We start from the raw sequence: 21242 nt of genomic DNA, 5'->3' as shown, positions 1-21242 counted from the left end.
CACTCCACCCCTATGCATTTACTTGATTTAATTGCTGTCTTAGCTGATATTTCAGTATTTTTCCTGATGCATTTCTCGGTAGCACCTCTTCCACAAAAATTCTTCGTGGAACCTTGTAGCCTGCAAGCTTCTGACGGCAGAACTGTTTTAACTCCTCTTCATTGACCACTTGATCTTTATGAGGAACAACAACTGCGCATACCGCTTCTCCCCATACCTCATCTGGCAGGCCGATAATCGCCGCTTCAAGAACTTGAGGGTGTTCATATAGCACTTCCTCCACCTCAATGGAATAAACGTTTTCGCCTCCCGAGATAATCATGTCTTTTTTGCGGTCCACCAAGGTGATATTACCTTCTTCGTCAACGGTGGCCAAATCTCCTGTATATAACCAACCATCTTTTAAGGCTGCTCTCGTTTCTTCCGGTTTTTTATAATATTCTTTCATGATGGATTCACCTTTTAGGATAAATTCCCCCACTCCGCCGACTTCAATATCCTCGCCTGTTTCATCGACAACTCTTGCCTCCGTTAAAAACGAAGGTTTCCCATTTTTGCCGAGATGTTTTTTGTGACCCTTAGGGTCTAATAAGATTCCGTTCGGCCCTGCCTCTGTTAACCCGCACAGATTGAAGAATTGATCATTTTTAAATAAGTTCATGCTTTTTTTTACAAGCTCAGGTGCCATTGGTGCAGCTCCATATCCACAACGCTTGATGGAAGTGAGGTCATAGCTTTCCGCATTCGGGACTTGTAAAAGGAAGTTGAACATGGCCGGCACACCAAAGAAGTGAGTAATTTTATGTTCCTGTATCGCTTGAAGTGTGTGAACGGGATGGAAATCACGATGAATGAAATGCGTCGCTCCAAGCACCGTTCCCGATACAAGGAATAAATTCAGCTGCGCAGAATGGAACAACGGTGCAATATGTAGAAAGCGCTCATGCTGATTGATTCCCATACTGATCATCATGGAAAGTCCAACATTGAAAATTCGTTTGTGGTCGAACAAAGCACCTTTCGGACGACCGGTCGTTCCAGATGTGTACAGAATTTCTAAATCATCCGTTTCAAATACCTCTACCTTTGGATCTTCTTCATTGGAGGATAGTACTTCTTTGTATGATCTGTTTTCAGCAATCGTCGGCGTCCCCACCACCATTACTTTTTCGACTTCGCTGCCTGCCATCGCCTTTGCAATGGTTGCTTCAAATTCTTCGTCACAGATAACTACTTTCGCTTCTGACTGCTCTAGAATGTATTGAATTTCTGAGGCCGTTAAACGAAAGTTCATTGGTACAATAACAGCACCGATTTTTGCACCAGCAAAATAGGAGAAAACAAAGGAATCCGAGTTTTTCATCATAAACGCCACTTTATCACCTTTTGTGACACCTAGATCTAACAAACCGTGAGCAAGTTTATTTACTTCCCTGTTGAACTGGTCGTAATTATATTGTCTCCCTTCACAATCGATCGCAAGCTTCTCCGGCACCTTTCTGGCATTTTGCGACAGATACATTCCAATGTTCATACACTTTCCTCCCTATTAATGATTCAACCATATTTATGCAAGAAGTGTGCCAAGACTGATAAATAGCTTGTAATAGGCTCCTAACTTATCCCTATCCTGAAAATACAAAAAAGCGTCCAATATCTGGACACTTCTACGGCTACACTGTATATGGTGAAAAGAACTATACAAACTAAGTTCATGTCGCCCTAGATGGTGATTATTGTGTTAGTACAACTTGTAATGTGGTCCTTTTTATTACTTCCCTGCTCAGAGAATTGGCCTTAAGTAATTTACTTCTCATTTAACTGGTATTTCCTCAATTTATCATATAGGCTAGACCTGCTTATTCCCAGCATCTTCGCAGCCTTTGCTTTATTTCCTTTAGTTTTCGACAAAGCTGTTTCAATCGCATGGCGCTCTGCACTCTCGACCATCGACTCTTCTTGTGTAACCGCCGTTTCATCCAACAACACGTGAGTACTTCCGATCATATAGTCTGGCAGATCTTCCACTTTGATTTTCCCATGTTCAGCAAATGTCATTGCCCGCTCCATTACATTTCTTAGTTCACGTACATTTCCTGGCCAATGATAGGACATTAATAGTTGTTTTGCTTGTCCCTCGAAGCCCGTAATGCTTGTACCAATAACGCGGTTAAGCTCGCTCATTATTTTTTCGGACAGGATTTGTATGTCCATCATTCTTTCGCGAAGAGGCGGAATGAATAAAGAAATGACATTCAACCGGTAGTAAAGGTCTTCACGAAATGTCCCTTCTTTCACCATTTCTTCCAAGTTGCGATTGGTAGCCGCGATTATCCTTACATCCACATGAATTCTTTTCGTACCGCCAACTCGATAGAATTCTCTCTCTTGTAGCACCCTTAAAAGCTTGGCCTGAAGATTCAATGACATGTCCCCTATTTCATCTAAAAATAAGGACCCCCCATTTGCTAAGTCGAACTTTCCTATCTTACCTCGTGATCTGGCACCTGTAAAAGCACCATCCTCATATCCGAAAAACTCTGATTCTAACAAGTCTTCTGGTATTGCCGCACAATTTACCACTACAAACTTTCCATCTTTTCTAGCCGAGCTGTTATGAGCGGCATGTGCAAATAGTTCCTTGCCAGTCCCGCTCTCTCCCCTGATTAATATGGTAGATCGCCCTTTAGCAGCTTTGGCAGCACTCTTTTTTATTTTTTCCATCACCACATTTTCACTGATGATATGATCCCATGTAAACCTGGCTTTTTCGGATTTTTCCAGTTCCGTGTGGTAGAAGCTTGCTTTGTTTTCTGCCTTTTGGAGCCTTTTAAAAAGTTCATTGACTTCATTCAGCTGCCTATACATAATTTTCACAATGGCCCCCACCATCCTGCCTTCTTGTATGACTGGGATTCGGTGAATGATATACTTGATTCCATTTATCTCGTAAAAATCACTAACTTCTGCTTCTTCGGTTTCATATAACTTAGATAGTTGAAAATGGGGAAATACCGTATCCGTTTTTTTATGTAAAACATCCTGATATTGCATGCTGAATAATTCCAATAATGAGGGGCTAACCATTTGAATCGTTTGATTATCATCTGCTAATAAAATTCCATCATAGGCATGATCCATTGCCGTTTGCAGGGATTGCTTCAAGTTTAAAGTTCTGGTTACATTAAGAAGACCCATTACCATATCCGCTTTCGTAAACAAACCAAGGACTCTGTTTTCCGCATCCATCACGACACCAGTTCCTACGGAGCTATTTCGTACAATTTCCTCCAATTCTTTAAATGGTGTGTTTATCTTTAAAGAATAGACTTCTTTTTTTACAAAATCCCTGATTGGAGTGGTGAGGGGCTTTTCCTGTTTGACCATTTGAAATAGTTTGCTTCGGGTAAAAACACCCGTTAATTTTCGATATTCATCCACTACAGGTAAGATGCCATATTTTTCTTCTTTCATGATGTTCAATGCTTCTTCAAGTGTGGTTTCTTCTTTTATTTGATATGGAATCGGCGTTATCATTTCTTTTAATGAGATCACGGACTTTCCACCTTCTTGTCACAATGTATCTCTATTGTAGCTTAGTTTTCTATTTTTTTGAATATTTTATCTATTTAAAGTTAAATACCCCCCTCTCTATTTTTTGAGAAGAGGGTATTGTTATGCTTTTCCTTTTGCCATTCTTGGTAGGATTATTACTAGCAATAGAATCAATGCTATCGCAAGGAATCCATATAGAAGAATGATGATGCTATTGGTTTTTGGTGAGCTTTCGGACGCAACCACCGCTTGGTACCTTGAGCTGTCTTCTTCTGTGAAAAGTTTCAACTCTTGAGAGGTAGCTTGAATGGTGGTGGATTTTTTTTCACCGGTCATAAATAATGTCCCGATGAAGTCCTCTTCTGCTTTCTTTTCTCGTTCCTTAAAAGTTAGGAGCTTTTGTTCTTCAGGAACAGATTCCCTGCGTTCATTAAGATTATTTTCACGTAGGAAATTTGTGTTTTCTTTGAAATCCTTTTTCTCATAACTGTTAGGTTCGAGAGATTCGATATCAGAATCAGCCGAAGTAACGGTTCCATTTAACGGCAGTAAAGCAATCAAAACGCAAAGCGCTATGAAAAATAAAGCAAACTTAGCCTTCATATGCTTCATCTTCATTCTTTTTATCGTTACTACTCTTAAATAGCTTCACCATTTTCGGTAAAACAAGAAGCAACAAGAGAATGACAATCAAAGTGATTACCGCTGTCATAAAGAGTGAGCTTGTGCCATATTGAATGGACATATACACACGTGACATTGGGTCTTCGTAATTGATATTCGGTGCTGTCAATGTAAGGAATGGGCTGATGAAGAAAATTACCAGTCCAACACTTGCAATCCATCCGACTAGCTTGCCCATACTGAATCCTGCAAGCACCACCGCTGAGGCAGCAGTAAGCAAAAGAATCGTGAATATGGACCATTGTATCGCGCGATCTTCAGCTAATGGATAGATATTTAATCCATAAAGGCTGATAATTAAGCCAACAATGATATTTAATAAAATAAACATGGAACCTTGCACAAGCATCGGCGCATTGTTGAAATAGTGGCTGAAATACCCGATTAATAGACTGCTAATCAGTATAATCGCTAGTACAACCACTGGAGGAATTCTATTGTCCTCTGTGCCGCTGGCCGCATCTCCACTTATTTGTAACGGATTGGAAAGGTGCTCGTATACAGGACCATTTTTCTGTCCATCTACATAAGCATTTCCTAGGACATTAAAGATATCATCTCGGTACATTCTTGTTGTGTCTACATTTTCAGCCCATTTAGCATTCAATGTATCCGCATCATTTTGTACATTTTCTACATTTGTTTGCAGTTCTGTTGTATAAGAGACAATGTTGGACTGGCTTTCCCCGACGGAAGTGACTAATTCATTCAATGTCAATAGTTCCTGACTAATGGTCTGCTGCCTTGTCACTACCGTATTTCCATCGTTCCCATTAGTTGGAGTCGGTTCGTTATTTGCAAATAATTGAACCTGGTCCATAACATTGTTAGCACTCTTTTCTAGGGAAGAAATATCATTCATGATAGCTGTTTGCTGCTCTTCGATATTTGCTCGGTACTCTTCCATGAAAACCGAGAAGTTGTCTTGAAGGGCCTGCATTTGTTCCATCGTAGAAGGCAATGCAGTTGTAATGCTGTTCCATCCTTCTTGTTCAGGGTTAGACACATTCAAAATGGTTTGAATATCTTTAAGGAGAGCTTCCACATCTTCATTAACATCTCTATTTAAAGTTTGTTCATATTGAACAAGGGAAGCATGATAGTTTAATAAATCTTTCGTATTGTTATTATTTATTTTTTGATTAAAGACAGGTTCAATTAGTCTTAATCTTTCCTCATCTTGGACTTGATCAAGTATTTCTTGTTCTTTTTTCTCGATCTCATTAATAACTGTTTGAAGGTTATTAGATAAGGATTCTTTATCCCCTTCTAGAGATTCTATGACACCCTCTAGTTCGGAAATCTGTTCAAGATATCCTACTATTTCTTCTTCTAATGCTTGTTTTTCTGCTTCCAGTTGCTCGATGATTTTTAATAGTGGGTTTTCTTCTTCTTCAACACCTTTAAGACTTTCTTCCACTTTTGTTATTCTATTTGATAGCTCACCTAAAGGGCTTAGAGCATTTAATATTTCTTCTGGGACCAGTTCAAAACCATCAATGGTTGCTTTGACTTCATTAATGCCTTTTGAAATGTCATTTAATTCTTTTATTTCATTTTCAAAGCTTCTGTTAGCAGGAATTTTTTCATCTGTATTATTGGTTTTTGGCTTGACTGCAGTCGATGCTGGTGCGGGATTCGGGTCTTCCGGTTTTCCTGGTTCTTTATCCCCTTCTTTTTGCAGTTCTTCTTTAAGCTCCTTTATCGATGCTTCCACAGATTTAAGGTCTGCATCTTTTTGAGCCTGTGCAATTTGTTCTTGTTGTTCAAAGAATGCTTGCATGTCACCTGTCTGCCTGCCAACTTCAGACTTTCTTAATTCAGAAAGCTCCGTTAGAGCAGAATTGTTACTTTCCATGCTGGTATTGATAGACTCTAGCCCGTTATTTATCTCAGTGCCTTCTTGAAACAAATAGTCCTGCACTTGTGCATAACGGGAAGGTTGGGTCGATGCTAAGAGCTGGATGCTTCCCATGCTCTCATCCTGAAGTTCTTGTAACACCAATTGTTGGCTATCTTGATATTCTTTAAATTGTTCCACAAACTGGACAAAAGATGTTAAGTTCTCTTCGAACTGTTGGACTGTGTTTGCTCTTCCAGGAGCATCTTGGCTGACGGTTGAAACAGTTGATTGAAGGTTTTCAAGCATTGAACGCTGTCTTTCAATTTCGGATGCGAGATTCAAAGAAGTTGGTTTATAGAATGCTAACATGGCATTCTGGAAATCTATTTCCTTTTGCAAAATCGTATCGAAATGAGTTCGAACGTTTTCTAAGTCCTGTGAAACATAAGTCCAGTAAAGAGTGGAAATTCTGCTGTTTACTTTGCTCGTCGCTTTTTCAATTTCACGTAAAACTTTCTCTCGATCAATGGTATTTAATTGATCTTGAACATTGTACTCAAAGTTCGCCTTAACCGGCTGATTGCTTTCATAGGTCATTATGTTTGTAGAGAAATTGGAAGGGATATAAACAACTGCATCATACTTGGAATCCTTAAGGCCATTTACTGCCGCACTCCTACCGATTACCATCCATTCATATCTGGAATTTTCCTCAAAAATGGAGGAAATCTCCTTTCCAAACTCAAGGGCTTTATCATCCTTTTCCATTCCTGTGTCTTCATTTACTACTGCAATTACTCTCGAAGCGGTCCTTTTGACTTCCATCGGGTTTTCCCCGACAGATCCAAAGAAAACTGCAGGCGTCACTAGGATTAGGAGAATAACCAACACCATTTTTATTATATAGGTGGTTTTTCCCGTCATGTAAATACCTTCCTTTCTGTTGTGCAAAGCGGAATCTGAATTTTCATTTCTTTCCCGTTGATTACGTAATAACCGTATCCAGGATGAATTTCCTCTTCATTTCGCTCATATGGTAAGGTGAAGATATTCTGCTCTGACTTTTTCATCAGAACCAATGCCTGTCGTATCTGCTTTACTTCCATCGTGAGCGTATCGTAGCCTTTGGACAGGTCATTGTTACTGCCTGAGGCAACAATGTTAAATCCTAGGTGGCTATAATTTTTCATCAGCCTTGAAAACTTGTCCTGCAGCATCGGGTCAAGTGTTTGAATAAATCTTGCATACCCGTCTATAACAAGGAATATTGGTGGATAATCCATGGATGTGTCGCCAAATTGAATCTTTTTAAGATAATCACTTTCTCTAGCAAACAACTTCTGCTCCACTTCTTCCACCCATTTTGCAATTTGTTCTTTTGTTTCTAAATAGGTAACATTATGTTCTTCTGTGTAATTAGAAAGACTTCTATCAAAGGAGTCAAAGAGTCCGATAGATTCAGCACCCTGACTAAGGGTTGTATTCAATATCACTTTCATGACATTTGTTTTGCCTTTTTGAGCTTGTCCAACAATCATGCAATGCTTATATTTTTCGAAATTGATAAATACAGGTTGGACATATTCTTCATCCAGTCCAATAGGAACAAGACCTCTTTTAAGCTTGGCTTCTGTATATTTCGCAAAATTGATGACATTAAGATCGGAAGGGAGCATCGGAACAGCTTGCGGTTCCTTGTACTCACGATACTTTTCTTTAATAGATGCGATATCACTTCGAATGGAATCTAGTATTTCAAAATCATCTTTCCCTTCACCAGGCAAGAAGACTTGCGAGAAAACCGCTTCATCTTTCTTTATAATCGCTCTACCTGGAATTGGTTCAGGATTATACGGAACTCTCCCTATAATAGTGAAGGCTTCACTATTATCCATCAGATAGTGAACAATTTTCGTTTTCAAGTTGTTCATCAACGATTGTCGGATGGAGTTGACCCTTGTGGCCGTAAATATCATATAGATCCCCAGTGACTGACCATCACGGACAAACTGGTTGATTTGCATTTCAAGATCTTGCATTTCCTCTTTGATAAGATCAAAATTATCGATCGTCATAAAGAGGATAGGTAATTTCTCTTCACTCAGAGTATTGAACATTTTTATGGAACTCACTTCTTGCTGTTGGAAAAGGTTTTTACGTCTAGCCATTTCATCCTTCAAGATACGCATGAACTTCTCAATCTTACGTTCCTCATCCATCAAGAAGAAATCTGCCGTATGTGGAAGCTGACGCATTGGCAGCAAGGTTCCATTACCAAAATCAAAGATATAATAGTGCAACTCTTCTGGCGTATACTTTTCTGCCATGCTTAACAACAGCATTAGGATGGTATGGGACTTACCATATCCGGATGAACCGAATATCCCGATATTGCCATCTTCCATTAGTTCATATTCATAAACCGTTTGCGATTGTTTTTCAGGCTCATCCATCAACGCGAGTGGAATGAATCCTTGTTCCTCTGCATTATACCTCTTGCGTGAAAGTCTACCTTCTAAAGGAGGAAGCCATGGGCTATTAAGTTGTCTGATGCCCATATGTTGTTGAACCGAATGGATTTCTTCCACCACTGCTCCAATCTCCGTTTGTGCACTTTTCTTTTTCTTCTTGGATGTCGAAACATCTGACAATGGGACAAGCCCGAGGTCCGTGACAAAAGCTACCTCATCTTCTGATTCCGATGTGTCCTCAAGATATGGTGCTCCACTCCAAGCGGATTGGAATAGTTCATATACTTCATTATTCCCTACCTGCAGATACCCCCGGCCTGTGACAGTAATGGAAGCTGCATCTCCATTTTTCAAAATCTCTCTGCTGTCATCTGCATCTTGCACTTTTAATGCCACTTTAAAGCGGGCGTTACTCCAGATTTGTTCGTCAATGACTCCGCCTGGCTTTTGGGTCGCAAGGATAAGATGAACGCCTAAGCTTCTTCCTATACGTGCTGCACTGACCAACTCGCGGATGAACTCCGGTTCTTCCGCTTTCAATTCTGCAAACTCATCGGAAATAAGGAATAAGTGGGGCAAAGGTTCTTCCGCTTTACTTTGCTTATAAAGGTCTGTGTATGCATTGATATGGTTTACTTTATATTGGTCAAAAAGTCGCTGACGCCTTTTCAATTCGCTTTTGATCGAAGCAAGCGCCCTTGCACTGAAGTTCTTACTTCCTTCAATATTAGTAATTACTCCGAGCAAATGAGGCATTTTTTCAAACGGCTGGGCCATTCCTCCGCCTTTATAGTCAATTAGCAGAAAAGCTACTTCATGCGGGTGATAGTGTATAGCAAGTGACAGAATATAAGTCTGCAAAAATTCACTTTTCCCAGATCCTGTTGTTCCTGCCAAAAGACCATGCGGTCCATGTGCTTTTTCATGTAAGTTCAGAACGGAAATGTCTTCTTTACCTTTTAACCCTATTGGGACTGCCAGAGATTTAGATGATTCTCGTGTAAGCCAGTTTTCTTGTATCGGAAGCATCCCTACTTCTTTTACTCTCATCATTTCCAAGAAGGAAATGCTGTTTGGGATGGAATTTGTCATACCCACCTGATGATCAAGGGTCCTAAGCATTCTTGAGAAGACCTCATTTCCTTCTCTTCTATGCGAATCCAAGCTAAAGGGTGTGGAAACTGCTTTTTTGTCCTGGATTAGAATGTCTCCCTCTTGGGTATTGATATACCTCACAAGGGTTTCTATATTATCGGACAAACTTTCTTTGGAATCCGCAGCGAAAATGACTGAAATGCCAAGGTCCTTGTGATCTCCTTCGAGATATTCAAGAATGACATGATCAGCTATCAACTGCTGCTCTGTAATAATAAAGACGATATGAGGTGAAAAAGATACCTTCTCTTTTTCTTCCATTAAATCTCTTTCTCTAAGCATTTCATAAATGGAAGAAAGCAACTGATCCCTTGTCTGGTCATTATAAATGAGACCCTTTGCGAAGGATTGTGGTATTTGAAAATGCGGAAGCCATTTCACCCATTCCCATTGTTCATATTCTTTTTCATTAAAAATAAATACAAATCGAAGATCGTGATAGCTATGGAAAAAGGATAGCTGACCGATAATCTGATGTATTTCGTTTTTCATGACGGATTCTTTCCCGATTAATCCGATTGCGCCTTTGGATAAGTCTGCAACAACAGGAACATTATCGATCTCTCGATATATTTTTTCCATGTGCTGGGATTGTTCTAGGAGATCATCAATCTCCCTATTGGCCATATCCCCGGAATTAATGGAAATCTCATAACTGGAGGGAACTTTACCACGCCCTAAGCGGAATTGTAAAAAATCATGGCTTTCCAATGATCTTTCCCAAATCCGGTCGGAAATTTGCCCTGTGAGATATTTCATCCGCTCAAATGAAGGAAAATGAAACGTAAGTACATTTGTCTGTTTATCTGCTAAATCTTGAAGCTCTCGTCGCTTATTTTCAAGGTAAAGGGTATAAACTCTTCTTCGTCGCTCTTCACGTCTTTTACGATTTGCTTTTTCTTTAAAAAATTGAACCGTTGACGTAATGAGTGTGGTCATAAACATAACCATGGAGATAATGATGAATATTCCCCTTGGAGCAACAAGCGCTACCACTCCCATGACAATCAACATAATGAGAGGGGGCATGATAATCAGCCACAGTCCCTTATTATTGTCATCCGATTCCTGTGTAGGAAATTGCAGAGAGACCTTATCATCGGGAAGCTCATAGACCATCCGCGGCGTTCTGCGATAGCTTGGATACTTCTTTTGCATTTCAGACTGTGGTCGCTTTATGTCAGGGAGGTCTGTTTCATACTCAGTATGACTTGCAACCTCCAAGATATCCTCTTCCACCATTCGTATCTCCATAAAGGACCATAACAGCAAATCACCTACTTCCAGGATGGAGCCGTCTTGAATTTTGTGACCATTCATGTAACAGCTGCTACTAGAAGTAGTCAAAACCCATTTTTCCGAAAAGTTTCTAGTGAACGTAATTGTTTGCCCATCATTATTAGAAAACACCACTTGCTCTCTGCTTCCTAAATAATAGGTTTCGGAATGAACAGGGCTTGGAGTAAGCACCATCTTTAGTTCTTTTCCTTTATCTTTCCATTCAAAGGGTTTAGTGTATGTTCCACTTCCTATTATTCCAGTCTGGTGTTTAACTGAAAATTTGTCATTCTGGATATCGACAAGCAAAGAACCATCCGTAAAAGGGAAATTACGGACCGTAAGTTGGTCCTCTACCTCCGGGCTTACAGTAATAGATCCAGTCTCTATAGATATCTTCTGGTAGTTGTCTTGATAGAACAACCAGAAATTATTCATACACTCACCTCATTTCCTTAAACAGTTAATTTGTATCATCTTGCTCTTCTTGGTTTTCATCCAAAGCTTCGATTGCTTCTGCATATTCATCAATCTCATCTTGAACTTCTTTAAGTTGATTTTGTTTCTCTTCCCCAGAGAGGTCTTCCTGCGCTCTGATTTGTTCCTTATATTTCAGCAAAGCATAAAGAATAATCTCCGAATCTTCCAAAGACCTTGCTATATCCAGTGCCTCTTGTGCTTCTCCCCGGCCGATATGTATCCAATACTGATAGTACTGTGGATCGGATTGCAGGGTTATCCGGTTTTGCAGGGCATCCTTCTGGTCTTCATTTAAAGATTCGTTGATGATATAGGAGGTCGCCAACTTATATTGCACCACTCTTGGCATCTCTTGGGCTTGATAACCATTTAAAGTAGTGACTACCTGACTGTATTCATTTTTCAGAAAGTGTTCAGAACTTTGTACATATGCCGCCTGTTTGGGTTGAATAAACAAAAAGGAATAAATCGCTAATACGAGCGCCGGTATCAAAAGAACCGATAGCCCGATCGTGACAAATTTGGTAATCTTCCATCGCTTTTCAGGAATGCGGATAAATTGTTTTTCTTTCTCTTCCAACGCTTTTATCCCATTGCGAATGAAGGTTAACAGCTCCTCTTCATCCTTGGCGTTCATAATGGATTTGGCAGTAGATGATAACTCTAATGTTTGATATAGTTTGAGATATTCTTTGAAGGTGTATTTTCCGTCAATGGCAGCGGCAATGACCGCTTTCGTTTCATGCCATAGCTTTTCTGTCTCTTTTTCATAGGGTGGTAGACTTTCCATAACACCATAGTGAAGAAAATATGGCGTCAAACTTTCATCTACTACCATATTTTCGGGACAAATTAGAAGATGTAGTCTTGAAAGAGAGTGATTCCTAACACTCTTAATTAATTGAGAGGCAAATATCCATCTGCTTTTTTCATCCTTCTTCTTCATTTTTGCGAAAGATGAAAAGGCTGGAGAGGGATGATAGATGAGTGTCAACTCGTCTTCTGTTTCTTTAATTTTTTTATGTATGGCTGGATTTAATTCTTGGAGCATCCGAATTTCAGCAGCATCTTCCAATTTAACTTTCTCTTTTTGAAAGACGAGCTTTATCGTTTCACCTTCTCTGGTGAGCACTGCCCCAATTTCTTCTTCCAGATATGTTCGACTTTGACTTTGACTTAGATCTGCCATGATAGATTGCTCCTTTATAAAATTTCCAGACGGTCTCCGGAAGTTATACCATGATCCACTAGTTTCTCTGGACCCGATAGTATCAGATTTTTATTCACAATCCTTACCCATTCCCCTTCCCTTGGAGGTGATCCGGGGGAGACTGCTTGCCAAACAATGTCGACCACTTTTTTTACCGTATGATAATTGGAGAGTCGAAGGTCAAACGAATCTTTTTGATAGTTTTTCAGATCAATTGTTATTTCTATGTACACTGTTTTTCACCTCATAAAAGAAGGAACGCATTCGACTGTTAAAGAATGGCGCTCCTTCTTTCTTTTTGGCTGCCCTATAGGAGGGAGCTATTTCTTTAAGAACAAATTACCCGCGAATCTGGCTTGCAATTTGAGTATCGGCATCTTCAAGTGCTCTAGCAGTGTTGCTAAGCTGAACGGAGATATCCTCAAGTAATTGTTGCATTTGGATGATAGAAGGCTTTAAAGATTGGTATTGGTCGCTGAATGCACGGCTTGATTCACCTTCCCATACACTTTCAAGCTCGCGAATCATGTTGTCTAAACGGTTGATTTGATCTCCAACCTGGCTGCTTTCACTTCTGTAACGAGTGGACATTCCAACTAACTCTGCAGGGGTAACGCGAATAATTCCTGACATTTTACATCTCTCCATTTCTTTAGTAAGTTACTTTTATTGTAAAAAATACACAACTAAGAGGTCAATTCCGAAGTAGGAATTTTAGGAAAATGAGTAATATATACCCACTACTACCCGTATTTTCAGAATATGAAACCTCAAAATATAGTATTTTTTTCACAGATTGATATTTTTCTAGGTATTTCGACTAAATCAACTAACGGTTTCATTAACCTCTTCATAGAAAATTGTCAATTCTTGCCTATTCATCTCATCGACATGTTCATGGTATTTGTTGGAAAGGGTTGCCATCAGCCTTGACTGGTCATTGGTGATAATTGTAAACAGCCGGTGATTCTTATTAAATTGCAATAATGATTGTTCAATAACTTTACCTTTACTCAAGTCGAGTTCTGCGTTAATAATCCTTGCTAATTCATCACTGATCTCTCGGACTTTTCCTAGTTCTGCATTAAAAATAAGATATTTAAATCGTAAATCTTCATATGGCGCAAAAGCATACGAAGTTTTATACTGTCCTATCCCTACCACCCCCTTTACCGTAATTCAAATAATTTCGATATACTTTGATCTTCCTCAAATAGCTCTTCTATGGACTGTCGGACACGGCTGATCATAGCCTTACTTTTTTCAATTTCCTCCCGAAGGTAGTGATATATTCCTTCAAAAGAATCCTGAAACATAGGATCAAGCGGTCTGATAAACTCGTGAACATGAATCTTGGTAACTTTCACATCGCTACTTGAAACCGGGAGCAGATGACTGTAATTTCTCGGATTTGCTTCCATCTGGTGAATGGCATTCATCACCCGCTGCTTTCTGAATTCCAGATCGTCAACGTACTCTGTGTAATACAGTCTCCTCCAGGCAGTGAGTGCCTCTTCCTTTTCCATGCATTTATCTAGACCAAGCTGATAAATCCTCACTGCAGAAGATAGGTTGACCTCAATGGTCCTGCCATCTGTAGCGTTTTTATAACGAATCATATCGGATCCTTCATAGCGACGACCTTCTACTTGATTCAGGGAGTTTACAACATGCTCCATTCCGTGAGCATGTGAAGCATCTCCAAACTCGCCAACAAAGCCTTTCGTTTCGTCAATGATTGCTTGGTAACTGTTTTGGATATTATTGCTTTCCTGTTCGATCGTTATTGCAAGATCAATTACCGTCAAGATATTCTCATGTTGGGACAAGTTATTAGTAAAGGACCCTTTAACCAGATTCTTCCCAATGTCTAAAGCAGCACTGCCAATTGCCTCTATCATACGCTGTATGCTACCAAGCATTTCCTCTACATGAACCTGAATCAGCTTCAACAGGTCCTCACTGATCTCCCCGACCAAGGCAAGTAAGGAAGGAAGAACTTCTGTTAAATCTTGCAGTTTAGCTCTGATTTCCAAAGCCCGAGAGACAAATTCCTGTTGTCTAGAAAAGAACCCACTTGGAAATTCTTTAACTGGATACGCAAACGGCATATCCACTGTAAAGCTTCCAAATCCAATAACACCAATAGTCATTGGAATAGCTCCACCCTTCCACTTCGGAGGTTCAAAGATTTTTTTCCAATCCTGTTTCATATCACTAATGAGAGTGAAGAATTCCTGGTCGAACCCGAACATGCTTTTGTTTAGGCCGTCGATACCTGCTTTTTCGTAGGCTGGGGCATGTTTTGCAATGAATTGTTGGATGATGTAAAGGTTTTCGTCTGAGACTCTATTCATGTATTTGGCGATACCGTCTGTGTGTGGGTAGGTAGTTAGAACTTCACGGGAACCAAGATCTAAAAACCCTCTGAACCCTATGACAGAGTATAAAATTTCTTCTTTTATTGTTAAATGATGAATACTCTGGCCTTGAGCTTGGTAGTATTCTTCTGCGAATTCTTTTAGTTTAATGGGATCTAGCTGGTAGATATCATCAAAGTTTCTACTGCTTATATTGTATTCAAGGTAAATAGATTCTTGAAAGTCAATGTCGAGCATTGCAAGTTGATACATACTAGGAGGCGCGTCATTTATAGCTAATACATTCTCAAAGGGCTCATCCGTAATTTGCAGCATTTGAATTAGATTACCGCCAAGAGAGTGGCCTATGCCATATTTGGTCAGTTCAATATCAATATCTTTTCCTTGTTTTTTTAAATAGTCTAGTTCATTTGCTACAACATTATTTATCTCTTTATTTACATACTTTTCAAAATGTCTCGCATCTTGATATTGATTTTGTACCTTTCCTCCAAATATCCCAAAAAGATTATAAAACCAATCACTATGGGGCCCTTTACCATTATCTTCACCCATTTCGCTACCTCTGGTAATAGTGTAGGATTCATTTAGACCTGTATCTAAATCCATAAAGTGAATAACAGTACCATCAAAACCAGAATCATATTCTTCAACTGACTTAGGTAGGTCATCTGAGTGATACAAAGTTATTTGCCCTGGTGGTTCTTTCCCTGTTTCCTCAATATAAATTCTTCTGATATTCTCAATAGTTAAATCCTTGTATTCCAATTCCGCAATTCTTGCTTTTAATATTTTTGAATGTAGAACTTCTGTCTTATCCATATAGCTCACCTTGATTTAAAATCAATTGAATGCAAGATATTTAAAACTTTTTCTTTAGCTTCGTTGCTTTCTTGTGAACAAAGTTTATCATAGTCAATACATGTCACTCTTCCTATAAAATTTATGCCCTTATCTTCTATATCGGGTTTTATGTATGCAAAATATCTATAACTTTTCTTACCTTCGTGTTCGAAAATATTCTCAGCATAATAATAAGTAGTAGTGCCTTTAGTGTACTCTTCAAAATTCCCTTTATAGTTTATATAAGTATCAAACATATCTAATTTAAACTCTATATCGTTTGCTCTGGGTTGATCATCGTAGTTGATGTTGTAATAGAAAGATAGGTTTTCTTTTTCGTCGTTTTCTACAAATCCTACCGATTCAAACTCATTACCAGCTCTCTCATAAACTGCTTTGTCCATAGAAGCATTTATAGGAAAGTGCACTGTATAACCTTCTGTCTGAGATTTAAAGAGATAGTGTCCTTTTACTACTTCATCAGATGATTCCAGAAAATCTTTAGTAAACTCATCATTGAATGCAACTGAGTTTGGCTCTCCTTTTACACCTTGACTCCCATCAGTATCCAGTTTCATCCCGCAACCTCCTAACAAAAGTACCGTACTTATTAATCCTAGAAGCATTGATTTCTTCATAGCCCTTCCCCCTAGGCAACGCCATCAACGTGGCATAATATGTATTTTCTAAAAGACTTTTTCCCTATACGTTATACAAATAATCCCTTTTTAATAAAAAATCTGTAGAAAATGATTTATAATTCAACAATGAATTAATATTACTTTTTTTATGGCTATATAATAATTACCACGTGAATTAAATGTAGTCAATTTGACTGAAACACTTGTCGAATTTTGTCTGTTAGTTAGGCACTAACTAGGAATTAATCATGTAAGAGTTTCATAGTCCATTAGAATGATTATTTGTTTATTAATGCACATTTATTTATTAAAATTAGTAGAATTTAATATAACACTTAAACAATCGGGTCTTTTGAATCATTTTTACTATCTTTTTACAACAGGGGTTTAGACAGAATAAAGTTCATTAAGGTACATAATTTATTTATCGTTTTTGAAATTAAAAGAGTGCATTATACTCCATACCTTTCCCTTGTCTTTTCTCACTGTCTTGGTCACAGGTTATTTCATAATCTATAAATGTAATTCTACCAATGAAACTAATTCCTTTATTTTTAACGTTTGGCTTAATATATGCAAAATACCTGTAGCTCTTTTTTCCTTTATACTCAAATATATTTTCTGTTACGGTATAGCCATTTGTTTGAGATTTAAAAAGATAGTGTACTTTTTTAACCTCTTCAGATGATTCTAGAAATCCTTAGGTGAGCTCATTTTGAAGGGTCACTGTATTCGGTTTTTCTTGTTTATTTTCCATTGCACACCCTGTTAAGAATATTAATAAGCTAATACTTACTAGAAACAATCTTTCTTTCTTGGTTTCCTCCATTCATCAGTCACATATTTTCCGTTTCAACGAATTTAAGAGAGTGCATTATTTATAGGATCCTCTCTTTATTTTTTGCACTATCCGCAGAGCAGGGCTTATCTGGATCATAACCTGTTACATCTCCTACAAAGCCAGCACCTACTGCTGAATTTTCCGGTTTTATATAAGCAAAGTATTGATACAATATCCTACCCTTATAATCTAAAACATGTTCGGCATAGTAGAAGGTGATGCCATCTATCACTATTTCTTCGTATTCCCCTTCATAGTTGGTATATGTGGATAAAATTCGCAAATTTGAATCAATGTCGTTTGCCCTCGGCTGATTATGGTAATCCACTTTATAATAAAATGAAAGATTTGTTGAATCATTCTCCTCTAAAATACCAACGGACTCAAACACGTCCAGATTCCTCTCATAGGAACCTTTCTCTACTTTGGCAGATTCAGGAAACAACAATGTGTACCCTTCTGTAATAGATTTGAATCGGTAGAATCCCTTTTCAACTTGTTGATCAGAGACAATAAAATCCTTAGTGAATTAATCACTTAATGCTATAGGTTGCGGAACCCCGCTGCCACTATGATCTCGGCCCATTTCACAGCCACTTAATAGTAGAACTGAGCCTAATATCCCTATAACCATCATATGCTTCATAATCATTCCCCCTGGGCAGTGCTGGAATCAATTAACAATTCTAGATTTAACATCAATAGAGTGCATAATATTTAAGACTTTTTCTTTGGCTTCTTTACTATCTTGTTTACAAGGTTTTTCATAATCAATACAAAGAACACTGCCAATGAACTGAATGCCTTTGTTTTCTAAGGGAGGTTTGATATAGGAAAAGTATAAAGAACTCTCTTTTCCTTCGAATTCGAATTTATCTTCTGCGTAATAATATGTAATTCTATTTCGTATATAATCCTTAAAATCTCCCTTATAATCTATATAAGTATCAAACATATCCAGTTTAAATTCAATGTCGTTTGCTCTTGGTTGGTCATCGTAATAAATGTTGTAGATGAATGATAGATTTTGTATTTCGTCATTTTCTACAAACCCTACTGATTCGAATTGATTTCCAACTCTCTCATATACAGCTTTGTCCATTGAAGCATTTATAGGAAAGTGAACTGTATAACCGTCCGTATGGGACTTAAAGAGATAGTATCCTTCTACAACTTCTTGATCTGAGGCAATAAAATCCTTAGTAAATTCATCATCCAATGCTAACGTTTTTTGATTATTTCCTTGAGCATCTAAATTTTCATTTTCTTCATTATAATAATTCCCACAGCTCGAAAGCATTAGGGCAGCAAATATCACTAAAATCATTTCTATTCTCAAAAATCTTCCCCCAAGCACACTTTAAGTTTCTATAGAACCAAACCATTCCCTATGCAATAAACAGATAATCCCTTTTTATAGAATATATTTGAAATAACAGGAATTTCACATAACTTTATAATAATAAACTTTTTCACAAAAAATTAAATCTTACTTTAGTAATACATGAACTACGAGAGCATCTCTCCTACCGTTTCACCTTACTTTCTACTGCTTCGGGTCTTCTCCTACCGTTTCACCTTACATTCCACTGCTTCGGGTCTTGAGACAGTATCTCTCCTACCGTGTAACCCTACATTTCACTTCTTCGAGTCTTAAGAGACCATCTCTCTTACCGTTTGACTTCTACTTCAATGCCATAAGGACTTGAGAGATCTTAGGAGTTTTTCTAAAGTCTATTTGAACGCAAAAAAAACGGACCTCATCGATTAATGAAACCCGCTTTAATCTCTTACTATTAATACTTTTATTTCGGCTGCATCCTAATTGCTCCATCCAGGCGTATGGTATCACCATTCAACATCGGATTTTCTATGATACTTTGAACCAGCTGGGCATATTCTTCAGGATAACCCAACCGAGATGGAAATGGCACCATCTTACCAAGGGAATCCCTCGCTTCTGCTGGTAAGGAATCAAACATTGGGGTGTGAAAGAGCCCAGGAGCAATGGTCATAACTCGGACTCCGAATGAAGCTAATTCCCTGGCAATCGGCAAGGTCATCCCGACTATTCCACCTTTGGAGGCTGAGTAGGCTGCCTGGCCGATCTGACCGTCAAATGCTGCAACAGAGGCTGTATTAACAATGACTCCCCGTTCACCTTCTGCGTTCGGTTCATTATCTTTCATACGTTCAGCTGCCAGCCGAATTACATTAAATGAACCTATTAGATTAATTGATATGACTTTTGAAAAGTCAGCAAGGGAATGAGTCCCCTTCCGATTCAATACTTTTTGCGCCACTCCAATTCCAGCACAATTCACCACCGTATTTATGTACCCGAAAGTTTGTATGCCATTATTTAAGGCGTTGTAAACATCCTCTTCCTTTGTAACATCTGTCTTAACAAATAAAATGGAATCCCCTAGCTCTTGCTTTAGAATTTCACCTCGATTTTCTGAAAGATCTGCAACTACTGCTTTTCCCCCTCTAGATACTATCTTTCTAACGGTTGCCTCCCCTAGTCCAGATGCTCCCCCTGTCACAAGGGCTACACAGTTTTGAATGTTCAAAGTAAAACTCCTCCTTTTTATGTATTGTTTAAAGTTATGCAAAAAGTGTGCCAGTACAGTTGATAGCGTTTATATTAAAAAGTGTATGAAATCTGTACAAACTGTGCGATAACTGGAATGGGGAATATAGTATTTTAGCAAATGGGGGGCTAAAAGCTTATTATTCAATATTTTATACTCCCTAAAGTAACACAGCCTTTAAATTTCTAATAACTATCTATTATCTGTTAAACTAAATATAAGATCACAATTGAAGGAGAACATACAAATGTCTAAGCGACTTATGCTCATTACTCAGAACATAGCAGAAGCCTATACTCAACAAATAAAAGAACTTGCTCCAGACTTTGAAGTTATAGTAGGAAAAGACAAAGAAATATGGGAGCCGTATGCAAAAGAGGCTGAAATTGTAGTTGGCTGGAAAAAGGATCTGGAGAAGCTATCATTGGTCGAAGATTCCAATCTTCGTTGGATTCAATCTTGGAGTGCAGGTGTCAACAGCATGCCGTTATCAACACTCTCTGAGAAAGGTATTGTGTTAACTAGTGCGAACGGTGTTCATGCCTATCCAATTTCTGAGACGATTTTTGCTCTCATGCTTGGTTTGACCAGGAAGATACATACATATGTGAAGCAACAGCAGCAGAAAAAGTGGCATCATGCACAGATGAATCTTGAAATTCACGGAAAGATTATTGGTATTATTGGAGTAGGTGAGATTGGAAAAGAAACAGCCAGAATAGCTAAAGCTTTCCGAATGAATGTTATGGGAGTCCGACATTCAGGAAAACCTACTGACAATGTTGATGAGATGTTCACACCTGACAGGCTGCATGAAGTTTTGCCAAAATGCGACTATGTGGTAATTACACTTCCTTTGACTGAAGAAACGGAGAGAATGTTCGGTGTAGAGGAATTTAATAGTATGAAAAAGTCCGCTTTCCTCATTAATATAGGACGCGGGGAAGTAATCGTAGAGAATGAGTTAGTACAAGCCTTACAAGAAAACGTGATTGCTGGTGCCGGTCTGGATGTTTTTACAAAAGAACCCTTAGAAGAAAATAGCCCTTTATGGGGTATGGAAAATGTCATTATAACCCCTCATACTTCAGGATCGACAGAGCATTACACAAAACGTGTGATAGAGGATATTTTCGTACCAAACCTGAAACACTATATAAATGGGGAAAAAAACTTAAAAAATTTGGTTGATTATCAAAAAGGATATTAATATAAGTTTAACTCCCTGAATTTAGGGGTAAACACGATATGAGTTAGGGGGACTAA

Annotated in this window: 15 protein-coding genes; 1 reads left to right on the top strand and 14 read right to left on the bottom strand. The window is 38.5% G+C overall.

Going from position 1 to position 21242, the window contains the following annotated elements:
- Window positions 1–10: 10 nt before the first annotated feature.
- The 14 genes from LG307_RS08305 to LG307_RS08240 all read right to left on the bottom strand — a co-directional run bounded on the left by LG307_RS08305 (window position 11) and on the right by LG307_RS08240 (window position 19955).
- Complete coding sequence (locus LG307_RS08305) at window positions 11–1534, bottom strand: class I adenylate-forming enzyme family protein (RefSeq protein ID WP_404449687.1); 1524 nt, start codon at window positions 1532–1534, stop codon at window positions 11–13.
- Window positions 1535–1806: 272 nt separating this feature from the next.
- Window positions 1807–3555: a sigma 54-interacting transcriptional regulator gene (locus LG307_RS08300; protein WP_404449685.1), complete on the bottom strand. Its 1749-nt coding sequence runs from the start codon at window positions 3553–3555 to the stop codon at window positions 1807–1809.
- A 120-nt stretch (window positions 3556–3675) separates the two neighbouring features.
- A complete protein-coding gene (gene essA / locus LG307_RS08295) occupies window positions 3676–4158 on the bottom strand; it encodes a type VII secretion protein EssA (protein ID WP_404449683.1) in 483 nt (160 codons plus the stop codon).
- Window positions 4148–7006, bottom strand: a complete 2859-nt coding sequence (esaA, locus tag LG307_RS08290) for a type VII secretion protein EsaA (protein WP_404449681.1) — start codon at window positions 7004–7006, stop codon at window positions 4148–4150. Before esaA ends, essA begins: the two co-directional genes overlap by 11 nt.
- Window positions 7003–11424, bottom strand: coding sequence for a type VII secretion protein EssC (essC, locus tag LG307_RS08285; protein ID WP_404449679.1), 4422 nt, complete (start codon window positions 11422–11424; stop codon window positions 7003–7005). The genes esaA and essC overlap by 4 nt, the downstream gene beginning before the upstream one ends.
- Window positions 11425–11449: 25 nt before the next feature.
- Window positions 11450–12655: a type VII secretion protein EssB gene (gene essB / locus LG307_RS08280; protein ID WP_404449677.1), complete on the bottom strand. Its 1206-nt coding sequence runs from the start codon at window positions 12653–12655 to the stop codon at window positions 11450–11452.
- 14 nt (window positions 12656–12669) lie between these two features.
- Window positions 12670–12909 carry an EsaB/YukD family protein gene (locus tag LG307_RS08275; protein ID WP_404449675.1) on the bottom strand — a complete coding sequence of 80 codons (240 nt, stop codon included), beginning with the start codon at window positions 12907–12909 and terminating at the stop codon, window positions 12670–12672.
- A 106-nt stretch (window positions 12910–13015) separates the two neighbouring features.
- On the bottom strand, window positions 13016–13309 hold the full coding sequence (locus LG307_RS08270) for a WXG100 family type VII secretion target (RefSeq protein WP_010192515.1): 294 nt from the start codon (window positions 13307–13309) through the stop codon (window positions 13016–13018).
- Between the two features lie 192 nt (window positions 13310–13501).
- Window positions 13502–13840 carry a hypothetical protein gene (locus tag LG307_RS08265; protein WP_404449673.1) on the bottom strand — a complete coding sequence of 113 codons (339 nt, stop codon included), beginning with the start codon at window positions 13838–13840 and terminating at the stop codon, window positions 13502–13504.
- 5 nt (window positions 13841–13845) lie between these two features.
- A complete protein-coding gene (locus LG307_RS08260; protein WP_404449671.1) occupies window positions 13846–15879 on the bottom strand; it encodes a DUF6792 domain-containing protein in 2034 nt (677 codons plus the stop codon).
- 5 nt (window positions 15880–15884) lie between these two features.
- Window positions 15885–16538, bottom strand: coding sequence for a hypothetical protein (locus tag LG307_RS08255; RefSeq protein ID WP_404449669.1), 654 nt, complete (start codon window positions 16536–16538; stop codon window positions 15885–15887).
- 881 nt (window positions 16539–17419) lie between these two features.
- Window positions 17420–17830, bottom strand: a complete 411-nt coding sequence (locus LG307_RS08250; RefSeq protein WP_404449667.1) for a hypothetical protein — start codon at window positions 17828–17830, stop codon at window positions 17420–17422.
- A 225-nt stretch (window positions 17831–18055) separates the two neighbouring features.
- Complete coding sequence (locus tag LG307_RS08245) at window positions 18056–18721, bottom strand: hypothetical protein (RefSeq protein ID WP_404449665.1); 666 nt, start codon at window positions 18719–18721, stop codon at window positions 18056–18058.
- 466 nt (window positions 18722–19187) lie between these two features.
- Window positions 19188–19955: a 3-hydroxyacyl-CoA dehydrogenase gene (locus LG307_RS08240; RefSeq protein ID WP_404449663.1), complete on the bottom strand. Its 768-nt coding sequence runs from the start codon at window positions 19953–19955 to the stop codon at window positions 19188–19190.
- A 268-nt stretch (window positions 19956–20223) separates the two neighbouring features.
- Here LG307_RS08240 and LG307_RS08235 point away from each other — a divergent pair, with 268 nt between their 5' ends.
- Entirely contained in the window at window positions 20224–21186 is a 963-nt protein-coding gene (locus tag LG307_RS08235) for a D-2-hydroxyacid dehydrogenase (RefSeq protein ID WP_404449661.1), read from the top strand.
- Window positions 21187–21242: the final 56 nt, after the last annotated feature.

This window comes from Sutcliffiella horikoshii, from assembly GCF_044809035.1.
In the GTDB taxonomy this organism is placed as follows: Bacteria; Bacillota; Bacilli; order Bacillales; family Bacillaceae_I; genus Sutcliffiella_A; species Sutcliffiella_A horikoshii_G.
The sequence above is the reverse complement of the archived record's forward strand: the minus strand, read 5'-3'. Positions and strand labels throughout refer to the sequence as shown.